The organism is Pontiella sulfatireligans (assembly GCF_900890705.1).
Lineage (GTDB): Bacteria > Verrucomicrobiota > Kiritimatiellia > Kiritimatiellales > Pontiellaceae > Pontiella > Pontiella sulfatireligans.
The window spans coordinates 2,781,295-2,802,124 of record NZ_CAAHFH010000001.1 but is presented as its reverse complement, the minus strand read 5'-3'; the positions used below and the strand labels follow the sequence as shown (position 1 = coordinate 2,802,124).

General features: G+C 55.6%; 16 protein-coding genes. 12 read left to right on the top strand and 4 right to left on the bottom strand.

Annotation, left to right across the window (positions count from 1 at the left end; all coding sequences use genetic code 11):
• Positions 1 to 378 precede the first annotated feature (378 nt).
• From SCARR_RS09450 to SCARR_RS09440, 3 genes are all read right to left on the bottom strand, one after another.
• On the bottom strand, positions 379 to 885 hold the full coding sequence (locus tag SCARR_RS09450; RefSeq protein ID WP_136061342.1) for a lipocalin/fatty acid-binding family protein: 507 nt from the start codon (positions 883 to 885) through the stop codon (positions 379 to 381).
• Between the two features lie 2 nt (positions 886 to 887).
• The gene (locus tag SCARR_RS09445; protein WP_136061341.1) at positions 888 to 1,400 is read right to left on the bottom strand and encodes a hypothetical protein; all 513 of its coding nucleotides are present in this window, start codon (positions 1,398 to 1,400) and stop codon (positions 888 to 890) included.
• Between the two features lie 154 nt (positions 1,401 to 1,554).
• Complete coding sequence (locus tag SCARR_RS09440) at positions 1,555 to 2,649, bottom strand: helix-turn-helix domain-containing protein (RefSeq protein WP_136061340.1); 1,095 nt, start codon at positions 2,647 to 2,649, stop codon at positions 1,555 to 1,557.
• A gap of 453 nt (positions 2,650 to 3,102) precedes the next feature.
• Between SCARR_RS09440 and dnaK the strand changes: the two genes are divergently transcribed.
• The 6 genes from dnaK (at position 3,103) to SCARR_RS09410 (ending at position 8,972) form a co-directional block, all read left to right on the top strand.
• Complete coding sequence (gene dnaK, locus SCARR_RS09435) at positions 3,103 to 5,037, top strand: molecular chaperone DnaK (protein ID WP_136061339.1); 1,935 nt, start codon at positions 3,103 to 3,105, stop codon at positions 5,035 to 5,037.
• 119 nt (positions 5,038 to 5,156) lie between these two features.
• Positions 5,157 to 5,444: a co-chaperone GroES gene (groES, locus tag SCARR_RS09430; protein WP_136061338.1), complete on the top strand. Its 288-nt coding sequence runs from the start codon at positions 5,157 to 5,159 to the stop codon at positions 5,442 to 5,444.
• A gap of 25 nt (positions 5,445 to 5,469) precedes the next feature.
• On the top strand, positions 5,470 to 7,101 hold the full coding sequence (gene groL / locus SCARR_RS09425; RefSeq protein ID WP_136061337.1) for a chaperonin GroEL: 1,632 nt from the start codon (positions 5,470 to 5,472) through the stop codon (positions 7,099 to 7,101).
• A 219-nt stretch (positions 7,102 to 7,320) separates the two neighbouring features.
• Positions 7,321 to 7,575 (top strand): DNA-directed RNA polymerase subunit omega, encoded by a 255-nt coding sequence (locus SCARR_RS09420; protein WP_168433171.1) that lies wholly within the window; start codon positions 7,321 to 7,323, stop codon positions 7,573 to 7,575.
• A 146-nt stretch (positions 7,576 to 7,721) separates the two neighbouring features.
• Positions 7,722 to 8,216 carry an SsrA-binding protein SmpB gene (gene smpB / locus SCARR_RS09415; RefSeq protein ID WP_136061335.1) on the top strand — a complete coding sequence of 165 codons (495 nt, stop codon included), beginning with the start codon at positions 7,722 to 7,724 and terminating at the stop codon, positions 8,214 to 8,216.
• 87 nt (positions 8,217 to 8,303) lie between these two features.
• A complete protein-coding gene (locus SCARR_RS09410) occupies positions 8,304 to 8,972 on the top strand; it encodes a hypothetical protein (RefSeq protein ID WP_136061334.1) in 669 nt (222 codons plus the stop codon).
• 3 nt (positions 8,973 to 8,975) lie between these two features.
• Here SCARR_RS09410 and speA read toward each other — a convergent pair whose 3' ends face one another.
• Positions 8,976 to 10,880, bottom strand: a complete 1,905-nt coding sequence (gene speA, locus SCARR_RS09405) for a biosynthetic arginine decarboxylase (protein WP_222846241.1) — start codon at positions 10,878 to 10,880, stop codon at positions 8,976 to 8,978.
• Positions 10,881 to 11,128: 248 nt separating this feature from the next.
• On the opposite strand from speA, the gene SCARR_RS09400 reads away from it, so the two are divergent.
• The 6 genes from SCARR_RS09400 to SCARR_RS09375 all read left to right on the top strand — a co-directional run bounded on the left by SCARR_RS09400 (position 11,129) and on the right by SCARR_RS09375 (position 20,790).
• Positions 11,129 to 11,938: a TorF family putative porin gene (locus SCARR_RS09400; RefSeq protein WP_168433170.1), complete on the top strand. Its 810-nt coding sequence runs from the start codon at positions 11,129 to 11,131 to the stop codon at positions 11,936 to 11,938.
• A gap of 120 nt (positions 11,939 to 12,058) precedes the next feature.
• Positions 12,059 to 12,538 (top strand): Lrp/AsnC family transcriptional regulator, encoded by a 480-nt coding sequence (locus SCARR_RS09395; RefSeq protein ID WP_136061332.1) that lies wholly within the window; start codon positions 12,059 to 12,061, stop codon positions 12,536 to 12,538.
• Positions 12,513 to 13,688, top strand: a complete 1,176-nt coding sequence (locus tag SCARR_RS09390; RefSeq protein ID WP_136061331.1) for an aminotransferase class I/II-fold pyridoxal phosphate-dependent enzyme — start codon at positions 12,513 to 12,515, stop codon at positions 13,686 to 13,688. The genes SCARR_RS09395 and SCARR_RS09390 overlap by 26 nt, the downstream gene beginning before the upstream one ends.
• A gap of 119 nt (positions 13,689 to 13,807) precedes the next feature.
• The gene (locus SCARR_RS09385; RefSeq protein ID WP_136061330.1) at positions 13,808 to 16,885 is read left to right on the top strand and encodes a PD-(D/E)XK nuclease family protein; all 3,078 of its coding nucleotides are present in this window, start codon (positions 13,808 to 13,810) and stop codon (positions 16,883 to 16,885) included.
• A gap of 432 nt (positions 16,886 to 17,317) precedes the next feature.
• Positions 17,318 to 18,724, top strand: a complete 1,407-nt coding sequence (locus SCARR_RS09380) for an MBL fold metallo-hydrolase RNA specificity domain-containing protein (protein ID WP_136061329.1) — start codon at positions 17,318 to 17,320, stop codon at positions 18,722 to 18,724.
• A 182-nt stretch (positions 18,725 to 18,906) separates the two neighbouring features.
• On the top strand, positions 18,907 to 20,790 hold the full coding sequence (locus SCARR_RS09375) for a hypothetical protein (protein ID WP_136061328.1): 1,884 nt from the start codon (positions 18,907 to 18,909) through the stop codon (positions 20,788 to 20,790).
• Positions 20,791 to 20,830 lie beyond the last annotated feature (40 nt).

Here is a 20,830-nt window from a genome sequence, read left to right as displayed (position 1 = left end):
TTTTGGAGGGTTGCTGTCCCTGGTGACCGGGGGGAGAGGATTAGCCACGAGAGAGCGCAAGGAGTCGCAAAAGGAGGATTCGTAGACGCGAAGCGCTAATGCAAAACGTATCGCAGGCGGCCCGCCTGCCCCGTTTTCTGTTCGGTTATTTATTCAAAATCCATGTGATAATCTCTGCAATTCCTGTGGAGAATGAAATTTCACGTTTCTGGATATGCGGTACAGAATCCCAGTTACGAATTGAGAAAATGATGCCAATAATTAGGCACGCGATAAGGCGAATGCGTCAATAATTTCTTCCGCTTCAGTTCTGACATGTTGTTTGGGGGTATATCGCGAGTCGAGGTTTGATAGAGCCGTGTCCAGTTGCTCGTTCAGTCAAGTAAAAGAAAAGGTTGGTGTCCCAAACCAATAATGGACTTTGCTGATGTGGTCGGGGGCAAGAAGCATATCTTGGAGTTCTGATTCGCCCCACCAAACAAACTCAATTTCATGAGTGAAACCTTGTTCCTTCGCGTACTGGTTCCACCTGTTGATGCGGTCGGTCCATTTCTTCATGTCTTGCCCGCGATTCACGGGGGAAACGATTCTGTATTCGACAAGTGTCGGGTGGTTGTTGATTGCTGTTCTTACGGATTTGTCGATCTGTTGCCATTGGGATTTGCCGAGGGAATTGAAGTACTTTGCTTGCATGCCGATTTCATTGCCATCCGGTAAGGGGACTGTATCTTCAACGCCTCCGTCACCACCAGCATCATCCACGCGATAGAATGTTGTTCCCTGAGGAAAGGTGTGCCGGAATATTTGGACACATAGTTCCGCAAATCCATGGTTCTTTGAGTTCCTGTGACAACGGATATTTTGGAAGTTAATATCAGGGAGCATAACTAATCCTTGGGCTTCGTGTTGGAAAGGCGTTTGAGGAAATTGCTTAATACTTCTGCAGTAATTCGTTCATTCACTTGCTCAATGGCTTGTGCAGATTCTTGAGCATAGTCTAGGTCGAGTTTGCCGATTTGGCAGAGCTCGAGCATGAGCTGGAGGCCCCAGTAGACGGGGATGTTTTCGGATTTGCATTTGGTGTGGAGGGGCTTGTCGCTGGTCCAGATGGCCCAGCTGTTGTCGCGGGCGATGGCGAAGCAGAGCTTGTCTTCGTGCGACAGTGCGCCGCCGAGGACGGAGGCTTCCATCAGTTGTTCGTAGGTGGCTTCGACGATTTCCATGCCGAGGGCTTCGGCCTGGTCTTGGGTGAGTTGGTCGACTTCGTTGAGGATGGGGCGGGGTAGTTTTATGGGAAAGAGATGTTCCGACACGAGCCGCAGTACCAGCGTTCGTTCGACGGAGATATAGTCGATCAAAACATTGGCATCGCTGATTATGGCGGAGGGACGGTCGGTCATCTATTCCCCCGCGCAAGTGCTCCGCTTGCTATCATTTACGAGGCTATCTCGTTCCAGGTTTTGTGTTCCATGCGTTCTTTCGCGGCTAATCTAAATTCCTTGATCGAGCGCAATGCGGCAAGATGCACGCGTCTACATTCTTTGCGACCAAGCATCACGAAACGGCCTCCCACGATTTGAGGCGGTCGCGTATTTCCTCGATTTGGATGTCGAGCATTTCGGCAGCGCGGCTGACGGTGATGATTTCTTTTTCAAGCGCGTCGCGGACGAGGGTGGCGAAGCGGTCTTCGATCAGGTCGAAGGCATCGAGGGGGCGGGGCTCTTCTTTCCAATGGAGCTTTTTCCCGTAGCGCTCTTCGTATCCCTGTCTAAATTTTCCGTAAGCCACTTTGTCCTCGGCCTGTCCCATATCGATGAGTTGGTGGATGACGGATTGATAACTAACTTTGAAGTGCCGTTTGGTTTTCAGTACGGCATCGATCCAGTGCAGGCCGCGGTTTTCGTTCCACTCCTTGGCAAACAGTTCTACCGGCATAATGAATGCAGCGGCGAAGGCATCGGCCTCGCGCTCTTGATCGTCGGGGATTTTGGAGGAATCCCTTCCGTACGAATCTTGGTGGAGCACGAGATGTCCGAGTTCGTGGGCAATGGAAAAAATTTGCCGCTCAATCGACATTTTATTTCCGGTGTTAATAGCCATGGCGGGGCCGCCGTCGGCGGCTCCGATGGAAAGGCCGGAGCATTCGGACATGCGGAAATCGAGGAAGAAGATTTTCACTCCGGCGTTTTCCAACAGCTCGCAGATATCGGGCAGGCAGTCGCAATCATGGGGCAGTAGCTCGGCGCGGAGCTTGGCGGCTGCGGTTTCGGGCTTGGTTCCTTTGCGAAAGGTCCGGAGTTTTCCGACCCGTTGATTATTCAGCATGGATTCCAGCTCGTTGAAGTCCTGTAGCCAGTTTCCAGTGCGTACCACCACTTGATTGCCTTGGGCGCGTTCCTGTTCGCTAATCTTTTCTTTGTTGGCGCGGTAGCGCAGAGATTTTAGTTTGGGCAGGGGGGCGAGCAGGTCGAACACTGAGGCTTGCAACGCGTTCGCCAGTGCTTGCAAGGTTCCTTGGCGCGGATTGGCATCGCCTTTTTCCAAATTGCGGTAGGCAACGCGGCTAATGCCGGCGGCATTGGCCACGTCCTGCTGGGTCAGGTTGTTCAGTTTTCGCAGTCTCATCAGATTAGTCGCTAGGTCGTTCATGGCGGGTTCCTCGTCGCTTGGTTAACGGCAGAATGGCAAAACTTATCAAAAAGTCAATGTGTAATATAAATGATAAGTAACGGGGTGGCTTCCGTTTGGCAAGGCAGGCAGGATGCCTGCGATACGGCTTTGCGACAGGGCAGGCGAAGATTGGTCATTACGCTCCCAATCACCTGCGATACGTACCGCCGACTTCCAGTCGGCCTGAGGGAGGACGATACCACGCGGGGTGTGTCATCGTGTCCCATGTGTGCCGCTCGGTGCGCCAGAAGTGGGTCATGTGGCGCAGTCCGCCCGTGGGGCGGATGGTGTTAAGTTTTAGGTGGTTAAGTTTTAAGTTGTTGCAGGTAAAAGACTCCTGACTCCTGACTCCTGACATCTGCTCTCTGGCATAGTCGGTGCTTTAGGGGTGTCGTCGCTAATGACACCAATTTATTTAAATGGAGACTAATTATGAGTACAGCAGGATCTAAAGTATTGGGTATCGACCTCGGTACCACCAACTCGTGCATGGCCGTGATGGAAGGTGGCGAGCCGACCGTAATCCCGAATGCTGAAGGCGGACGCACGACCCCTTCAATCGTTGCCTTCACCAAGAGCGGCGAGCGCTTGGTTGGAACCGCGGCCAAGCGCCAGGCGGTTACGAACCCGCAGCACACGGTCTTTTCGATCAAACGCTTCATGGGGCGCAAGTTCGAAGAGGTTAAAAACGAAATTCATCTCGTTCCCTACGACGTGGTGAAAGCGAAGAACGGCGATGCGCACGTTAAGATTGACGACAAAGTCTACAGCCCGCCGGAAATCTCGGCGATGATTCTGCAGAAGATGAAAACCGATGCAGAAGCCTATCTCGGCGAAACCGTCTCGCAGGCGGTCATCACGGTTCCGGCCTACTTCAACGATTCCCAGCGCCAGGCCACCAAGGACGCAGGCAAGATTGCCGGCCTTGAAGTGCTGCGCATCATTAACGAGCCGACCGCGGCGTCGCTGGCTTATGGCCTCGACAAGAAGTCGGAAGAAAAAATTGCGATCTATGACCTCGGTGGCGGCACGTTTGACGTGTCGATCCTCGATATTGGCGACGGGGTATTTGAAGTGACCGCAACGAGCGGCGACGGCCACCTTGGCGGCGACGACTTTGACCAGAAGATTATCGACTGGCTCGTGGCTGACTTTAAGGCTGAGCAGGGTGTCGACCTTTCCGCTGATCCGATGGTGTTGCAACGTTTGAAGGAAGCCGGTGAAAAGGCCAAGTGCGAACTTTCCAGCTCGCAGTCGACCGACATCAATCTGCCGTTCATCACGGCGGACGCCAGCGGTCCGAAGCATTTGAACGTGACGTTGACGCGCGCCAAGCTCGAAGAGCTCTGTGACGACCTGATTACCAAGGCGATCCAGCCCGTGCGCACTTGCCTGAAGGATTCTGGACTGAGCGCTTCCGAAATCAACGAAGTGATTCTCGTCGGCGGTTCGACCCGCATGCCGAAGGTGCAGAATTCCGTGAAGGAAATCTTCAACCAGGAGCCGCATAAAGGCGTTAATCCGGACGAAGTGGTTTCCATCGGCGCCTCGATTCAGGGCGGCGTTTTGAAGGGCGAAGTGAAGGACGTGCTTCTGCTCGATGTTACTCCGCTGACCCTCGGCATTGAAACCATGGGCGGCATTTCCACGCCGTTGATCGAGCGCAACACCACTATCCCGGCGAAGAAGAGCGAAATTTTCTCCACCGCGGCGGAGAACCAGCCGGCAGTGGAAATCAAGGTGCTGCAGGGCGAGCGCAAGATGGCCAACGCCAACAAGACGATCGGCAGTTTCAACCTCGACGGCATTCCGCCGGCGCCGCGTGGTACGCCGCAGATTGAAGTGACCTTTGACATCGATGCCAACGGCATTGTTAAGGTGAACGCCAAGGATCTGGGCACCGGCAAGGAGCAGCACATCACGATCACCAATTCGAGCGGCCTGTCCGACGAAGAGATCGATGCGATGATGAAGGATGCGGAAGCGCATGCGGCTGAAGATGAAAAGCTGAAGGAAAAGATCGATCTGAAGAATCAGGCGGACTCCACCGTGTTCCAGACGGAAAAATTCTTAAAGGAAAACGAGGACAAGGTTTCTGCCGAGCAGAGGGCCGAAGTCGAAGCCGCCATCGAGCCTGTTAAAAAGGCGATCGAAGCCGAAGACTATGAAGCCATGAAGACGACGCTCGACGTGCTGAACGAAAAGATGCAGGCCGCTGCGACGGAAATGTATTCCCAAGCGCAGCCAGGGGCCGAAGGCGCTCCGGGCGCGGACATGGGCGACGACGCCGGTGCCGGCGAAAAGCCGGCGTCCGACGTTGAAGAGGCTGATTTTGAAATGGTCGACGAAGACGAGAAGAAGAAATAGAACCGCAGAATCTCGAACAGGGAATATCGAATTTCGAAGTGAACCTTCTTAAATCGGCCTTCCTTGTTCACTATTCGTAATTCATAAGATTGAAAACATAACCAAGGAGAGACATATCCATGAAGATTAAACCATTGGGTGAACGCGTGCTGGTTGAACCAGTGAAAGAAGGCGAAGTTGCAAAAGGCGGAATCATTATTCCCGAGTCGGCCAAGGAAAAGCCGCAGGAAGGTGTTGTGATTGCCGTCGGCACCGGAAAAATCGATAAAGACGGGAAGAAAATTCCGTTCAACGTCAAGAAGGGCGACCTCGTGCTGATGCCGAAATACGGCGGCACCGAAGTCAAGGTTGACGGCAAAGAATACCAAATCATGCGCGAAGAAGATATCCTCGCGATCATTGGCTAACCGGATTTAAAAAGGAAAATTCAAAATGGCTAAACAAATTATTTTTGATGTAGAAGCACGCGACGCAATGCTGCGCGGTGTTGAGAAGCTCAGCCGGGCCGTCAAGGTTACCCTCGGCCCGAAAGGCCGCAACGTAATCCTCGACAAGAAGTTCGGCTCCCCGACCGTAACCAAGGACGGCGTTTCGGTTGCGAAGGAAATCGAACTCGAAGACGCGTTCGAAAACATGGGCGCACAGATGGTTAAGGAAGTGGCTTCCAAAACTTCCGACATCGCCGGCGACGGCACCACCACCGCAACCGTTCTGGCAGAAGCGATCTACCGCGAAGGCCTGAAGAACGTAACGGCTGGCGCCAATCCGATGAGCCTCAAGCGCGGCATCGACAAAGCGGTTGAAGCGCTGGTTGATCAGCTCGCGAAGCTTAGCAAGAAGGTGAAGTCCGCCGAAGAAGTCGCCCAGGTTGGAACCATTTCCGCCAACGGCGACGAAACCATCGGCAGTATTATTGCCGAAGCGATGGACAAGGTCGGCAAAGACGGCACGATCACCGTTGAAGAAGCCAAGTCCATTGAAACCACGTTGGATATCGTTGAAGGCATGCAATTCGACAAGGGCTACCTGTCGCCCTACTTCGTAACCAACGCGAACACGATGGAAGTTCAGTTGGAAGATCCATACATCCTGATCTACGAAAAGAAGATCTCGAACCTTCAGGACATGCTGCCGCTGCTGCAGAACGTGGCCAAGACCGGTAAGCCGTTCCTGATCATTGCGGAAGACATCGAAGGCGAAGCGCTGGCGACTCTCGTAGTCAACAAGCTGCGCGGCACCCTGAACGTTTGCGCCGTCAAGGCTCCGGGCTTCGGCGACCGCCGCAAGGCCATCATGGAAGACCTCGCTGTTCTGACGGGAGGCAAGTTCATCACCGAAGACCTCGGCATCAAGCTTGAAAGCGTAACCCTCGACGATCTCGGCTCCGCCAAGCGCGTTAGCATCGGCAAAGACGACACCACGATCGTTGAAGGCGGAGGGGTTGTTGCAGGAATCAAGGCGCGCATCGACCAGATTCGTCGCCAGATCGAAGAAACTTCTTCGGATTATGACCGCGAAAAGCTGCAGGAACGTCTGGCGAAGCTCGCTGGCGGTGTAGCCGTCATCAACGTTGGCGCTGCCACCGAGTCTGAAATGAAGGAAAAGAAAATGCGTGTGGAAGACGCGTTGCACGCCACCCGTGCGGCTGTTGAAGAAGGCATTGTGCCGGGCGGCGGCGTTGCGCTGATCCGCGTTCAGAAGGCTCTCGACAAGCTTGACGTTGAAGGCGACGAAGAAATCGGCGCCAATATTGTCCGCAAGGCGATCGAAGCACCGCTTCGCCAGCTCGTGGCCAATGCGGCTGAAGAAGGCGCCATCGTGGTTCAGGCCGTGAAGAAGGGCAAGCAGAACTACGGCTACAACGTGGCGACCGGCGAGTATGTCGACATGATCGCCACCGGCATCATTGATCCGGCGAAGGTCACCCGTTCTGCATTGCAGAACGCGGCCTCTATTGCCGGTTTGCTGCTGACGACCGAGTGCATGATTACCGACCTTCCTGAAAAGGATGCGCCGGCGATGCCCGACATGGGCGGCATGGGCGGCATGGGCGGCATGATGTAGCAATGCCTTGGAGTGCGCTGGCTCGACAGCGCTTTTAAAGCGGCGTCAAGCCTCCGCACTCCAAAAGACTTCAATCCGTCCCCCAAACGGGGGCGGATTTTGTTGCAAATGGCATTTGACGCCTAGAGGCCTAATGCTATACTGCGCGCCGATTTTTTTACGTTTATGAAGATTCTGTACAAACAGAATAAAGCAAGGCACTTGCGCGGAGCATACTATATGAATATGGAATATTTGAGCATTGCGGAAGAGAAGGTTACTAACATCCCTGTGTTGGTGAACCTGATCTCCTATCGTACTCGTCAGCTCAACAGCGGCGCTCGTCCAATGGTCAAGAAAGACTATCCGGAGCAGGATAACCACGATGTTGTGCTCAAGGAGATTGCCAATGGCCTGCTGACTGCGGAACTGGCATTTTCACAGGAAGAGGCGGAGGCGCCCGGACTCGATTTTGATGCTTCAATCCTCCTTTAAGGGAGGAAACTCTAAATTCGAATTTATAAATTCTAAACAAATTCGAATAAGCAGAGGCTCAAAACTTGCGGGTTTTGGGCTTTTTCCTTTTCAGGGTTCTTCATTTGTTTAGAATTTAGACTTTTGAAATTAGGATTTTCCCCATCATGGCTGGAAAAAACAAAAAGAAAAAGAACGCTCCTGGAGCGGGGGTGCTGGCCACCAACCGCAAGGCGTTGCGTGATTTCCAGATATTGGAAAACATCGAGGCCGGGATTATGCTGACGGGCACCGAGGTGAAGTCGGTCAAGCAGGGGCATGCCAGCATTCAGGAAGGGTATGTCCATGTCGACGACCACTTGGAGGTCTGGCTGGTCGGCTGCACCATCCAGCCCTACGACCATGGTAATATTTTCAATCACAACCAGACGCGCGAGCGCAAGCTGTTGCTCCACCGCAAGGAAATCGACCGCCTCTTCAGCAAGTCCCGTGAAAAAGGCCTTACCATTGTCCCCCTGAAGATTTATCTCGTGCGCGGCAAGGTGAAGATCAAGATTGGCTTGGCGAAGGGCAAGAACGTGGTGGATAAGCGCGATACGATCAAAAAGCGTGAATCGGACCGCGACACTCAGCGTGCCATACGCAACCACAACGACCGCTAGGCCGGCGCTTGTCTTGACGGCGCGCGTGGGAAAGGTTCTTGAGTTGCTTTGTGAAAGTTGGATATACATTGGTTTTTGGAGGTTTAAATGAAGTTCAGCCCGTTTGTTTTTATTTGGAGTCTTGTGCTGGTGGGGTTTGCGATCCTCGTTGGAGTTTCCTCGCAGGTCGGTCCCGAAACCCGCGCCGCCATTTTTAAAGAGTCGGGCCTGATCGAGACAATGTCCGCCGTTGGCTATTTTGTCGCTTTCGGCCTGTTGCTGTTTCTCCTTGTAAAGCAGAAAAATCCGGCGGGCTGGAGCTTGTGCATCATGTTGCTGTGCTTTGGTTTCCGGGAAATGGATTTTGACAAGCGCTTTACCTCGATGGGCATTTTTAAAAGCCGGTTTTATTCCAGTGCCGAGGTGCTGCTACCGGAAAAAATCATGGGTTTGCTGATCACCGTGGCGCTGCTCGTTTGCCTGTTCTTTGTGATTAAAACCTATTTCCGGCCTTTTCTGAGCGGGCTCAAAAAACTGGATCCGTCTGCGTTGACCGTCTTTTTTGCGCTTGGCCTGATGGTTTTTGCCAAATCGATCGACGGGCTGCCCCGCAAGTTGAAGCCGTTGGGGATTATGCCCACGGACCAGATCAAAGAGCTGGCCAAGGTGTTGGAAGAATCGCTCGAGACAGCAGTTCCGTTCCTGCTGATCGCAGCCATATGGGGCGCCTACCGCGCCGTCAAGGCGAATTCCGGAAACCTTGACGAACCGGCTTAGCGGCTACCGTTCAAAGTAGGTGTAGCCGCGCATGCCGTTTTCGAAGGCTTCCATGATCCGGCGCCGGTCGCGGGCGGTGATGGAATCGGTGCGAACGGCTTCTTCGGCCTGTTTGCGGATGCTCCGAATGACGCGCTTGGGGTCGTATTCCACATAGGAAAGCACATCGGCCACCGAGTCGCCCTCGATTTCCCGCGTATACCGCAGATGGCCGTCGCGCCCAACTTCAACCGTCGCCACGTTGGTGTCGCCCAACAGGTTGTGCAGGTCGCCGAGCGTTTCCTGATAGGCGCCGACCAAAAAGACGCCGAGATAGTATTCTTCGTCGGTCAGGTTGTGCAGCGGCAGCGTGTCGCTCGTCGTGTACTGCCCAACAAAGCGGTCGACTTTCCCATCGCAGTCGCAAGTGATATCGGCCAGCACCACCTCGCGGGAGGGTTTTTCCTCGAGCCGGTGGATGGGCATGATCGGAAAGAGCTGGTCGATGGCCCATACATCCGGCAACGATTGGAACAGGCTGAAGTTTCCGTAGTAGATGTCGGCCAGCATGGATGGCAGTTTTTGCAGCTCATCCGGAACAAACTCCATTTCCTTCGTCAGTTTCGAGATGCGGGTGACGATGTGCCAAAAGATTTCGCCGGCCATGGCCCGCTCGCGCAACGTCATGGTGCCGTGCTTGAAGCGCTGGTGGATTTCGTCGCGGTAGTAGAAGGCGTCGTGGTAGCATTCCTGGGCGTTCTTGGTTTCGAGCACACGGACGACCTCCATCAGGTTGACGAGCAGTTCGTTGGCATCGTCGCCGAGCTGTTTGGGCAGTTCTTGGATTTCGAAGCGGCTTTCGTCGAGAATGTTGAAGAGCAGCACCGAATAGTAGGCCACGATGGCGCGTCCGGATTCGGTGATGATGTCGGGGTGGGGGATCTCCGCTTCGTTCAGCGTGCTGACCATGTTTTCGATAATCGCCGCGCAATACTCGTCGAGGCCGTAGTTTCGGCTGGTAGCGGTGTCGGCGTGCGAGCCGTCGTAGTCGACCGCCAATCCGCCTCCAAGGTCGAGAATGCCCATCGGCGCGCCTTCGTGCACGAGGCCGGTGTAGACGCGGCACGCCTCAACCACCGCTTCGCGGATGCCTCGGATATTGGGGATTTGCGAGCCGACGTGGTAGTGCAGCAGTTGAAGGCAGTCGAGCATTTCCGCTTCCCGCAGCCGGTCGACCAAATCGCAGACCTGCGAGGGGTTCAGACCGAATACGCTGCGCTCACCGCCGGAATGGTTCCAGTGTCCGGACGCCTGGGTGGATAGTTTGAGGCGCACGCCAATGATGGGCTCAATTTCCAGCGCTTTTGAGCGCTCGATGATCAGCTCCAGCTCGGACGGGCTCTCGACCACGAACACGCTTTGGATGCCCATTTTGCGGGCCAGCAGACCCAAGTCGACAAATTCGGCATCCTTGTATCCGTTGCAGACGAGGTAGGCCTCGGAGTTTTTCATGAAGGAGACGGCGGCGATCAGCTCGGCCTTGCTGCCGGCTTCGAAGCCATGGCGGTAGCGAGCGCCGAACTCGGCGATCTCTTCGAGCACTTGCTGCTGCTGGTTGACCTTGATCGGGTAGACGCCCCGGTAGTGGCCCTTGTATTCAAACTGCGCGATGGCCTGCGCGAAGCTTTCGTGCAACTGTTTGATGCGCGAGTCGAGAATGTCGGAAAAGCGGAGCAGCACGGGCATGTTCAGCCCGCGGTCAATCAGGCCGTCGACGATCTTGCGCAGGCTCACGCCCGTTCCGTTTGCGTGCGGATGCACGATCACCTCGCCGGAATCCGATACGCTGAAATAGCCTGCGCCCCAGTTGTTGATTCCGTACATATCGGCCGATTGCTCGACCGTCCACTTGGATTGGTCATTTTTCACGGCGCTTTTATTGGGCTATCGCGCGGTTTTGAAAAGCCAATTCGGCCGGAAACATGCAGTGGCCGCTGAGCCATCCGGTTAAGGGCTGCCCGTTTGTGCTGGGTCATGAACCAAAGGAAACATTGCCGGAAAAAGGGGTTGCAACCCATAGGGCCAAGTGCAATCTTTAGCGCATGTTTTAATCCGGTGCTGCGATGAGCGTGGTGCTGGTTTGTTGTGAAACACCGATAACAGTGAGGAATGCTCGGATGAAGAAGATGATGACTATTGGTTTGGCAGCGGTTTTCGCCGCTGGATTTGCAGGTGCTCAGGATGATGTGGTTATCATTGACCAGTCGGTCGTGGTGGAACCCGTGGAAACACACGTGACGGCAGAAGTGGCAGTGATGTCCTCCTATGTTTGGCGTGGACAGGTATACAACAACGATATGGTTATCCAACCGCAGATTTCGGTTTCGGATCATGGCGTCAGCCTGAACATCTGGGGCAACTACGACATCGGGCACAACAATACCGACAACAACGGCGATTTTTCTGAAATCGACTTCTCGCTGGCCTACACCCTGCCGATCGACATCAACGAAATGGCGTTCGACATTGGCTTGATCAACTACAACTTCCCGAACTCCGATGGCGACAGCACGACTGAGCTGTTTGGGACGGCAACGATTCTGAGCTGGAAAGACTACGTCGTTCCGTCGTTCACCATCTTTGGCGACATCGATGAAGCAGACGGCATTTATGCCCTGTTTGATATCGTTGCTCCTTTCCAGATCAGCGACTACTTTGCTGTTGAAGCTGGTTTCTCTATGGGTTACGGCGACAGCTCTTACAACAGCTACTACTGGACCAATGAAGACGGCAAGGGTGCAGACAAGGGCATTAACGACTATAACTTCTACTGCAATGCCAGCTACGAACTCGCGGAAAACCTGACAGCATCGGTCAACCTGACCTACACCATGCTCGAAGGCGGTTCCGTTCGTGATGCGGCGAACGACAACTACGAAGCCAAAGACAAGGTCTGGGGCGGCGTCAACCTGGCTTACAGCTTCTAATCGAAGCTCAAAAGCGAAAGCCAACGCCCCGCTTTCCGGGGCGTTTTTTTTGTTTGGTCGCAAGGCCGCAAACCGTTAAGCTCTCCCGATTTTTTTAATTCTAAACATGAAGGGGTCGTCATGAATGAACTGCTCAACCTGCTTAAGCAAAACGCGTTCGAATCGCCCGAAAACCTAGCCAAGATTCTCGGCATCACCGTCGATGAGGTGAAAAAACAGATCGCCGCCTACGAAAGGGACGGGGTCATCCGTGCCTATCAGGCCGTCGTCAACGAAGAAAAGCTCGACTCCTCGCTCTTTACCACCGTCATCGAAGTCAAGATCACGCCCGAAAGCGAAGGCGGCTTCGACCGTATTGCCGACCGCATCAGCCGCTTCCCGGAAGTAGAGTCGGTTTTCCTCATGTCCGGCGGGTTCGATCTGCTGGTCTTCATCAAGGGACGCACTATGCAAGAGGCCTTCAGGTTCGTCAGCGAAACACTCGCCATTATGCCGGGGGTCATCTCGACCGCCACGCACTTCATGATGAAGGCCTACAAGCAAAACGGCATAATCATGCACACGGGGGAGGGTGATGAACGACTCAAAGTCTCTCCTTAGCAAGATTGCCAAAACCGTTCGCGATATTCCCCGTTCCGGCATCCGCGACTTTTTCGAGATCGTCAGTTCGCGCGAGGATGTAATCTCCCTCGGTATTGGCGAGCCCGACTTTGTCACGCCTTGGCATATCCGCGAGGCCGCCGCGCGTGCGCTTGAGCGTGGCGCCACCAGCTACACCTCCAACTTGGGCCTGCTTTCGCTTCGGCGCGGCATTTCCAAATATGTGGAAAATAAAACCGGCATCGGCTACCGTCCAGAAAACGAAGTGCTCGTCACCGTCGGTGTAAGCGAAGGGCTCGACCTGGCCATCCGCGCGCTCATTGAACCCGGCGACGAAGTGCTCTATCACGAGCCCAGCTATGTTTCCTACAATCCGCTGATTCAGTTTGCCCACGGCGTGCCCGTCGCCATTCAGACCAAAAAGGAGAACGGCTTCCGCCTGACGCGTGCCGAACTCGAAGAACATGTTTCTCCGAAAAGCAAAGTGCTGCTGCTCAACTATCCCAATAATCCGACCGGCGCCGCATTGTCGAAAAAGGATGTCGAAGAAATCGCCGCCTTCGCCATTGAGCACGACCTGATTGTGCTGACCGACGAAATCTACGACGAGCTCACCTACGACCGCGAGCACTACAGCATCATCTCCGTTCCCGGCATGCGCGAACGCACCATCTATCTCCACGGCTTTTCCAAGGCCTGGGCCATGACCGGATTCCGCATGGGCTTCACCTGCGCGCCGCCCGAGCTCACCGAAGCCATGATGAAGATTCATCAATACACCATGCTCTGCGCACCGATCCTTAGCCAGGAAGCCTCTATCGAAGCGCTCAAGCACGCGGAGAAGGACATTGTCTACATGAAGGCCGAATACAAAAAACGCCGCAACTATATCCATGCCTCCTTTGAGGAGATGGGCATTCCCTGCATCCGTCCCGATGGCGCGTTCTACGCCTTTGCCGACATCAGCAAATACGGCATGACTTCTCAGGAGTTCGCCCTCAAGCTGCTCGACGAGCAAAACGTCGCCTGCGTGCCCGGCACCGCCTTCGGTGCCTGCGGGGAAGGCTTTATCCGTTGCTCCTATGCCACCGCCTTCGACGACATCAAAGAGGCCATGGTCCGCATCGCCCGCTTCATCGAAAAACTTTAACACTATCTGTGCTTATGAATGGCCGCAAAAAGGCACAAGAGGCGCAAAGACAAAACGGTTCCGGTCTTCGTGCTTTTTGTGCCTTTTTGTGGCTAACCCTTTCTGTCGGGAGCGGGTAGATGAGTAAGGAATTAATTGTTTTTCCGACCGAGCTGGCGTTGCGCCGGTTCCAGCAGGAAGCCGCGCTGGAGCACGGCTGGGTCGATGCTTCTTGCCACACGACCTTCCCGCGCTTGCGCCAGCAATGCCTTTCCTACGCCCACATAAAAGGGAGCCGGATGGATGCCGCGCAGGAGCTGCTGATGCGCCGGCAGGTCGTCGAGGTGGCGCGCGGCCACTTTGGCGGAAAGGGGGCGCTGGGCGAACTTTCCCGGAACGCGTTGGCGGATGTGCTGGACCAGCTCGTGGCCGAACTGGCCTCGTTGCCGGAAGAATCGGCCCGGATCGTGGAGTGGCTGCTGGATGAGCAGCGAAACCATAAGCTGAAGCAGCTGGGAACCCTGTTCAGCGTCTGGCGGGCGGTGATCAAACAGGAAGGGCTGGCCGATGCGCTCGATGTCAACCTGGCGCTGCTTAGGCTCTTAAAAGGCGCGCGGGGAAAGTGGCCCCCGCAGCTGCGCAACTGCAAGCAACTCGTTTTCCGCTCCGTGCGCTGGTTCAATCCGCTCGAAGAATCGTGCGTGGCCGCGCTGAACCAAAAGCTGAAGGTGCGGGTGGAGTCGGCTTTGCCGTGCGCGCACGCCGAGGCGGCCGCCGACCGGCTGGGCCTGCAGATCCGCTCCGAAATCATGGCCGAGCCGTGGAGCATGTGGGCCGAGGATCTGGGCGATGCACTCGCGGTCGACAGCCCCGACGTTTTGCAGCTGGCCGATGTGGCCCGCATTAACTTTTCCCGCTCGGCCGGCGCCTATGGCGAGATTGAAGATTTGGCGCGGCGCATCTGCTGGAACATCCAAACGCGGGACGTGCCGCCCAATCGCATTGCGCTGGTCGTTCCAAACATTGGAACCGTACAGGACATCATTCCGCACGTCTTCAGCCGCTTCCAGATTCCCTACTATTTCCGGCGCGGGCGCCCAGTGCTTTCGTCGCCCTGCGTAAAAGCCTTTATGGCCTGGCTCGCTTTCCCGCTGCGCCCCGACCGCAATACACTGATCGATCTCGTCCGCAATCCGGCCATTCAGTTCGAGGGACGCGATGGCACCGTCGACCATTTGCTTCGGTCGCCGCCCCGCGTAGATCTGGGCCGGCTTTCGTTTTTTCAAGGGCTTGAAAAATGCTCCGGCCTCCGAGCGGCGGAAATTCTTAAGGAGCGGATCGTTGAGCCGGAAGATCATTTCAACCAAGAGGCGTTGAAAGCGGTTTCCGGTGCACTGGAAGCCTTTGGCGGACAATCCATGCCGTTGCGCGATTTGGTGGATCTGCTCGAAGAGCTTTTGCAGGACGCCACCATCCGTCCGCGAGACAGCCACGAACAGGGCGTCTGGATTCTCAACCCGCACGACGCTGTCGGGCTCGACTTTGACGTCGTTCTTTTTGCTGGGCTCAACGAAGGCGAGTTTCCTGGCATTGCCCAGCAGGATGCTTTGCTTAACGACAACGAACGCCACTTTCTGCGGCTGCATTTGGAAGAGCAGGGGAGGCGTCTGCCCAAGATGGCTCTTGCGAAGGCCGATGTACTGTTTATGCAGCAATCCGTTTTGTTTCTCACCGCGTTGGGCATGGCGCGCGAGCAACTTGTCTTCTCCTATCAATCCGTCGATCAGGAAGGCAACGAAAAGGGCGAAGGCGAATATTACCGCAAGCTCTGGAATCTCGCAGGTTGGTGTACGCAGGAAAACATTCTGCTCAGCCCCTACGACCAGTGGCGTATTGAACAGTTGGAAAGCGGCAATGTGTTCTCCAATCATTTCGCCGCGCAGCAGGGGGCCGATGCCGAGGACCGGATTCCCATGCCCGGAGAATCCTTTTTGCCGATCATTCCTTTTCCGCTGTGCCGCGCAAAAGACGAAGCGTTGCAGTCGGCGGTGAGTGGAGGGGCGACGTCCTCGTCGTCCGCGGACAGCGGGGACGCTATCCCTCCATCCGCGCTGAAGCATGTCGTGGAAATGCTGCAGATTGAGGCCGAGCGGGAGGCGTTTATGGAAACGCCCGTTGCGGATCGGGTGCCGTCGAAATATTGCGGCCACATCAACGCGCTGAAAGACAAGGTTGCCGACTGGTTCGCCCGCAAAGAGGAACTGAGCCCGACGGCGCTGGAGGCGCTGGCGCATTGCCGCTATATCTTTTTGCTCGAACGCATGTTCGGCCTGCGCGATCCGCGCGAGGCCGATGACACGCCCGACCCGATGGAGCGCGGCGGGTTGATCCATTCGATCCTTCACGAAATCTACAGCGCCATCACCCTTGGAACTTCCGGGGTCGATGCGCCGTGCGCGTGGGCGGTCAAAACGACCGCCGGTTGGAAGAAGCGCACCGAAGACGGGGTGGATGCCGTTCCGTTGGCCGTATTGGTTCCGGAGCATGTCGATTTTGCGCGGGCCACGACCGAACGCCGGTTGGCGGAAGCGCGGCTGGGCCATCCGGGCGTTTGGGATGCCGAGAGGAAAAAGATTCTGGAGATGGTGCTTAACTTTGTCCGTCTCGACGTGGAAACCTGCGCCGATCAAAACCGTTTCCCGGCGTTGTTCGAGCTAAAGTTTGGCGGCGATTCGGCGGTCGATCTGGGCGAAGTAAAGCTGCACGGCGTCATTGACCGCATCGATTTGATCTTTGCAGATACGGGCGATTTGAAAACCGTCCGCGTGCTCGACTACAAAGGCGCCAGCCGGTCGCGCTCGAAGAAAGACGACTATATCGATGAAATCCGTCGCAACCTCGACTGCCAGCTTCCGGTCTACGCCTTTGCCGCCCAGCAGCATTTCTTCGGGGAATGCAACGCCGATGGAGCCAATGCCATGACCGAGGCCGGCTATCTGTTTTATGAGCGCGACTATTCCAAGGTCGGTAAGATCGCCGAGAAGAGTTTGATATCCCTGGACGAGGATGGATTGGTTGACGCCTTCCTCGCCACCTTGCTCTCGAATATCCAGCGCTTGGAAGCCGGCGATTTTGCAGTCGATCCATTGATCGCCTCATATAGCGATTGGCAATCTATATGCCGCACCGAGGCGGTTGACCGGGATGAGCTGGATTAGGACGGTTCACGAAAAGCCGACATTACACCGGTGCATGTTGTAGTGTTGGCTCCGCGAGCCAATCTCCATGAGAAGTTCTGTTGCTCCACCTTTCCGTGGTCGATCGTATTCGAAACAAATGTAGCCGCGATCCGTGATCGCGGAGTCGTCTGAGCTGGCCTTTCCGACGGTTAGCGAGATCTCGGATCTCACCTACATTGCACACGCATTGGACAGGCCGTTGCCTCCAATATAAAAGCGGAAGACGGGGACTGAATGACGTTTCTTTTTTCTGTTGATCCGTTGGCCGCTGCGTATACTGCGACTACATGTTGATCTGTCGCACCGAGGCGACTGACCGTGATGGCCTAAATAACAAGTAATCCGTAATCCGTAATGCGCAACGAATGAAGTTACGCATTAAGCATTACGCATTAGGACAAGGAGCAGCACATGGATATTAAACTGAAGTTTTTCGGCGCGGCAAAAAACGTAACAGGCTCCTGTTTCTTTCTCGAGGCCAACGGCGTGCGGTTGCTGGTGGACTGCGGCCTCTACCAGGAACGCGACCTCAAACCGCGCAATTTTGCGGATTTCCCGGTGCCGGCGAACACCATCGATGCCGTCCTGCTGACGCATGCGCACCTCGACCACTGCGGCCGTCTGCCGAAGCTGGTGAAGGAAGGCTTCAAGGGAACAATCTTTGCCACAGCTGCCACGGCGGAAATCGCCAACATCATCATGCTGGATTCCGCGCACATCCAGGAAGAAGACATCAAGCACAAGATGAAGCGCCATGAGCGCTCCGGCAAAAAGAGCCCGTTTCCGTACGAACCGCTCTACACGACGGAGGATGCCGAAAAGACCAACACCTTTTTCAACAAGGTGAGATACGACACCAAGATCGAGATCGGAAGCGGCATCACCGCCGAGTTCCGCGACGCCGGCCACGTGTTCGGCTCGTCGATGATCCGCGTGGCGGTGGAGCAAGGCGGCGAAACGCGCACCATTCTATTTTCCGGCGACGTGGGCCGCTGGGATCTGCCGATCATGCGCGACCCTTCGCAGTTCGAGCAGGCGGACTATGTGCTGATCGAATCCACCTACGGCGACCGGGTGCACGGCGAAGTGGCGAACATTCCTGGCGAGCTCGAACGGATCATTAACGAAACGGTCGAAGCCGGCGGCAATGTCGTGATTCCAAGCTTTGCGTTGGAGCGCACGCAGGAGCTGCTCTACCACCTGAACGGCCTGCTCAAAGAAGACCGCATTCCGCATCTGCTTGCGTTTGTCGACAGCCCGATGGCGATCAAGGTTACCGAGGTGTTCAAGAAGCATCCGGAACTGTTCGACGAAGAAGCCTTGGCGCAGTTCAATGCCGGCGAACAGCCGTGCGACTTCCCCGGCCTGACCATGTCGCGCACGGTCGACCAGTCCAAGTCGATCGGCCACATTAAAGGCACGGCCATCATCATTGCCGGTTCGGGCATGTGCACCGGCGGGCGCGTGAAGCACCATCTCAAGAGCAACATCAGCCGCCCGGAAAGCACGATCCTGTTCGTGGGCTACCAAGCCTTCGGCACGCTCGGCCGCCGGATTCTGGAAAAGCCGGAAACGGTCCGCATTTTTGGGGAAGAGTATCCGGTCAGGGCGCGCATCGAGCGCATCTCCGGCTTTTCGGCGCATGCCGACCAAAACGAGCTCTATCAGTGGATCTCGTCGCTAAAAACCCCGCCCCGCAAGGTGTTCGTGGTTCACGGCGAGGAATCGCAGGCGATGGCCTTCCAAAAATTCCTGACCGAAAAAACGGGATGGAGCTGCACCGTGCCGGAATACGAGCAGGAAGTTCATTTAACATAGAACATCGAATGTCGAACACGGAACGCCGAATGAAGAAGGAAATGCTGGCTATATGACCGCAAAGACGCGAAGGCGCTAAGAATAGGAGTCCGTTTTTTTTTTGCGTCTTAGCGGTCAATGGTGAGCGTTGAACAGGATAAATATTTGCTAACGAAGTACTAGCCGGCCGGCAAGGGGGAAGCATGAGTAGATGGATGTTTCTTGGGTTGGCTGGATTGACGCTGTTGACCGGCTGTTCCACAACTTCGATGAAGGGGACTCCTTTTTATACGGGGGAGTATGCTGAACGCGAGGGGCCGGCGGCGGATCGGGTCAACGTGTGGCCGCTCTTGTATTATCGCGATCCGGCCTTGTCGGTGCTGTGGCCTTTAATGGAGTTCAGCCCCGACCACTTGGCGGTTCGCCCGTTCTATTCCGTTTATGGCCGAGAGGACGATACGCCGGTCCGCAACGTGCTGTGGCCGGTGGCGCGCTTTGATCCGGGGAAGCAGAAGAACAGGATCTTTCCGGTCTACTGGGGCGATGAATATTTCAATGTCTGGCCACTGTATTGGCACAAGGGTGACCCGTTTTCCGGCACCGGCCGCAACGCGCTGTTTCCGCTCTGGATTTGGAACAATAAAACGACGGGTTCGACCCTGCATGTCCTGTGGCCGTTCTATGCAAACTACAACGAACGCACGTGCCGGGGCTGGCGCCTGTGGCCTTTGTATGGCGCGAAGGATTCTCCCGGCGGATACGACCGCTTCTGGGCGTGGCCGTTAATCCATTTCTACGAAAATTCAGCGGGCGGGGGCCAAATGGTTCTGCCGCTGTGGTACCGCCAGAGGAAAGGCCAGTCTGCTGTGTTTTACAGCCTGCCTTGGTGGTCGGTTTTAAAAGCGGACGGCTCCGGCTGGTCGGCGTCGTTCCCGTTCTATTACAACAGCCGTTCCGAAGACGGTTCGGTTGTGATAACGCCGCTTTATGCGCAGAAACGGCAGGTCGATGGTGCTCTGGCTTGGAAGTGCTTCATTCCATTTGTGTATTTCGACCAAACTAAGGATGCGCATTTCATGACCCCGCTCGGCGGCGCATGGCGCATGGGCGACGAGCACCGGTGGCTGGCGCTGCCGCTGCTGAGCGGCGGCCGGTCCGATGCGGACTCGTCGCGCGCGGTCTGCGCGGCCGGTTTGGTGACTTGGGAAAAAGAACAGGACACGGTGCGCAAGTCGCGTGTCTTTCCGGTGTATTGGTGGGAAAAGGATTCCAGTTTCTATACCGCGCTCTATGGCCGCGACCGCAAGACGGAATATTTCCTGACGCCTTTAGTCGGTCGCCGCATCGGCGATCAATCGGGGAGCTGGGTTTTTCCGTTGTACGACTCTGACCGGAGCAAGCGCTACCGATCCTTCGGTGCAAATGTGGCCGCCAAGCGTTTGAGTCGCGAATCGAAGACGTTTACCTATCTGCTGCTCGGGCGCAATAGCGAGAGCTGGAACTATGATGTCAAACAGCAGTGGAATTCGGATCTGCTTGCTTCGTACCGAAAACAGCGCCGGTTTTGGCCGCTCTATAGCCAGCGTCGAAACGAACGGTATGCGGTGGCCGAAGAGGCTTCCCGCTTGGCGTTTGAACTCAAGGAAAGCCGCTACCTGCTGCTGGCATCGAGTCGCGAAGACCGGAGCTATGATGCGGCGAAGCCGGGCGGGCAGGAGGAGCTGATCCGGCACGAGACGAGGGGCGGCGTCTTTCCGCTGTGGAAGCATACGCTCAAAGAAGACTTCAAGCTGGGCTCCAGCGAGGAAACCTCCTCTTACCTTGGATTTCTCTTTGATGCGCGTCACGAAAAACAGACCGGCGAGGAGGAGTCGGCCTATGTCCGCCGCCGGGTGCTCTGGCGTCTGTATCACCACGAAAACCTGAATGGCGACGCCAGCACCGATGTTTTTCCGGCCATTACCGTCGATTCCTATAAAAACGGATATTACAAATGTTCGGTTTTCTGGCGGCTGTTCCGCTATGAAAAAGATCCGGAAAACGGGACCAAAAAGCTGGATTTACTGTTTATTCCCCTCCGTCGCTGAGCCGGTTCTTCTCCGCGAGATTCCGGCGTTATACCCTTTG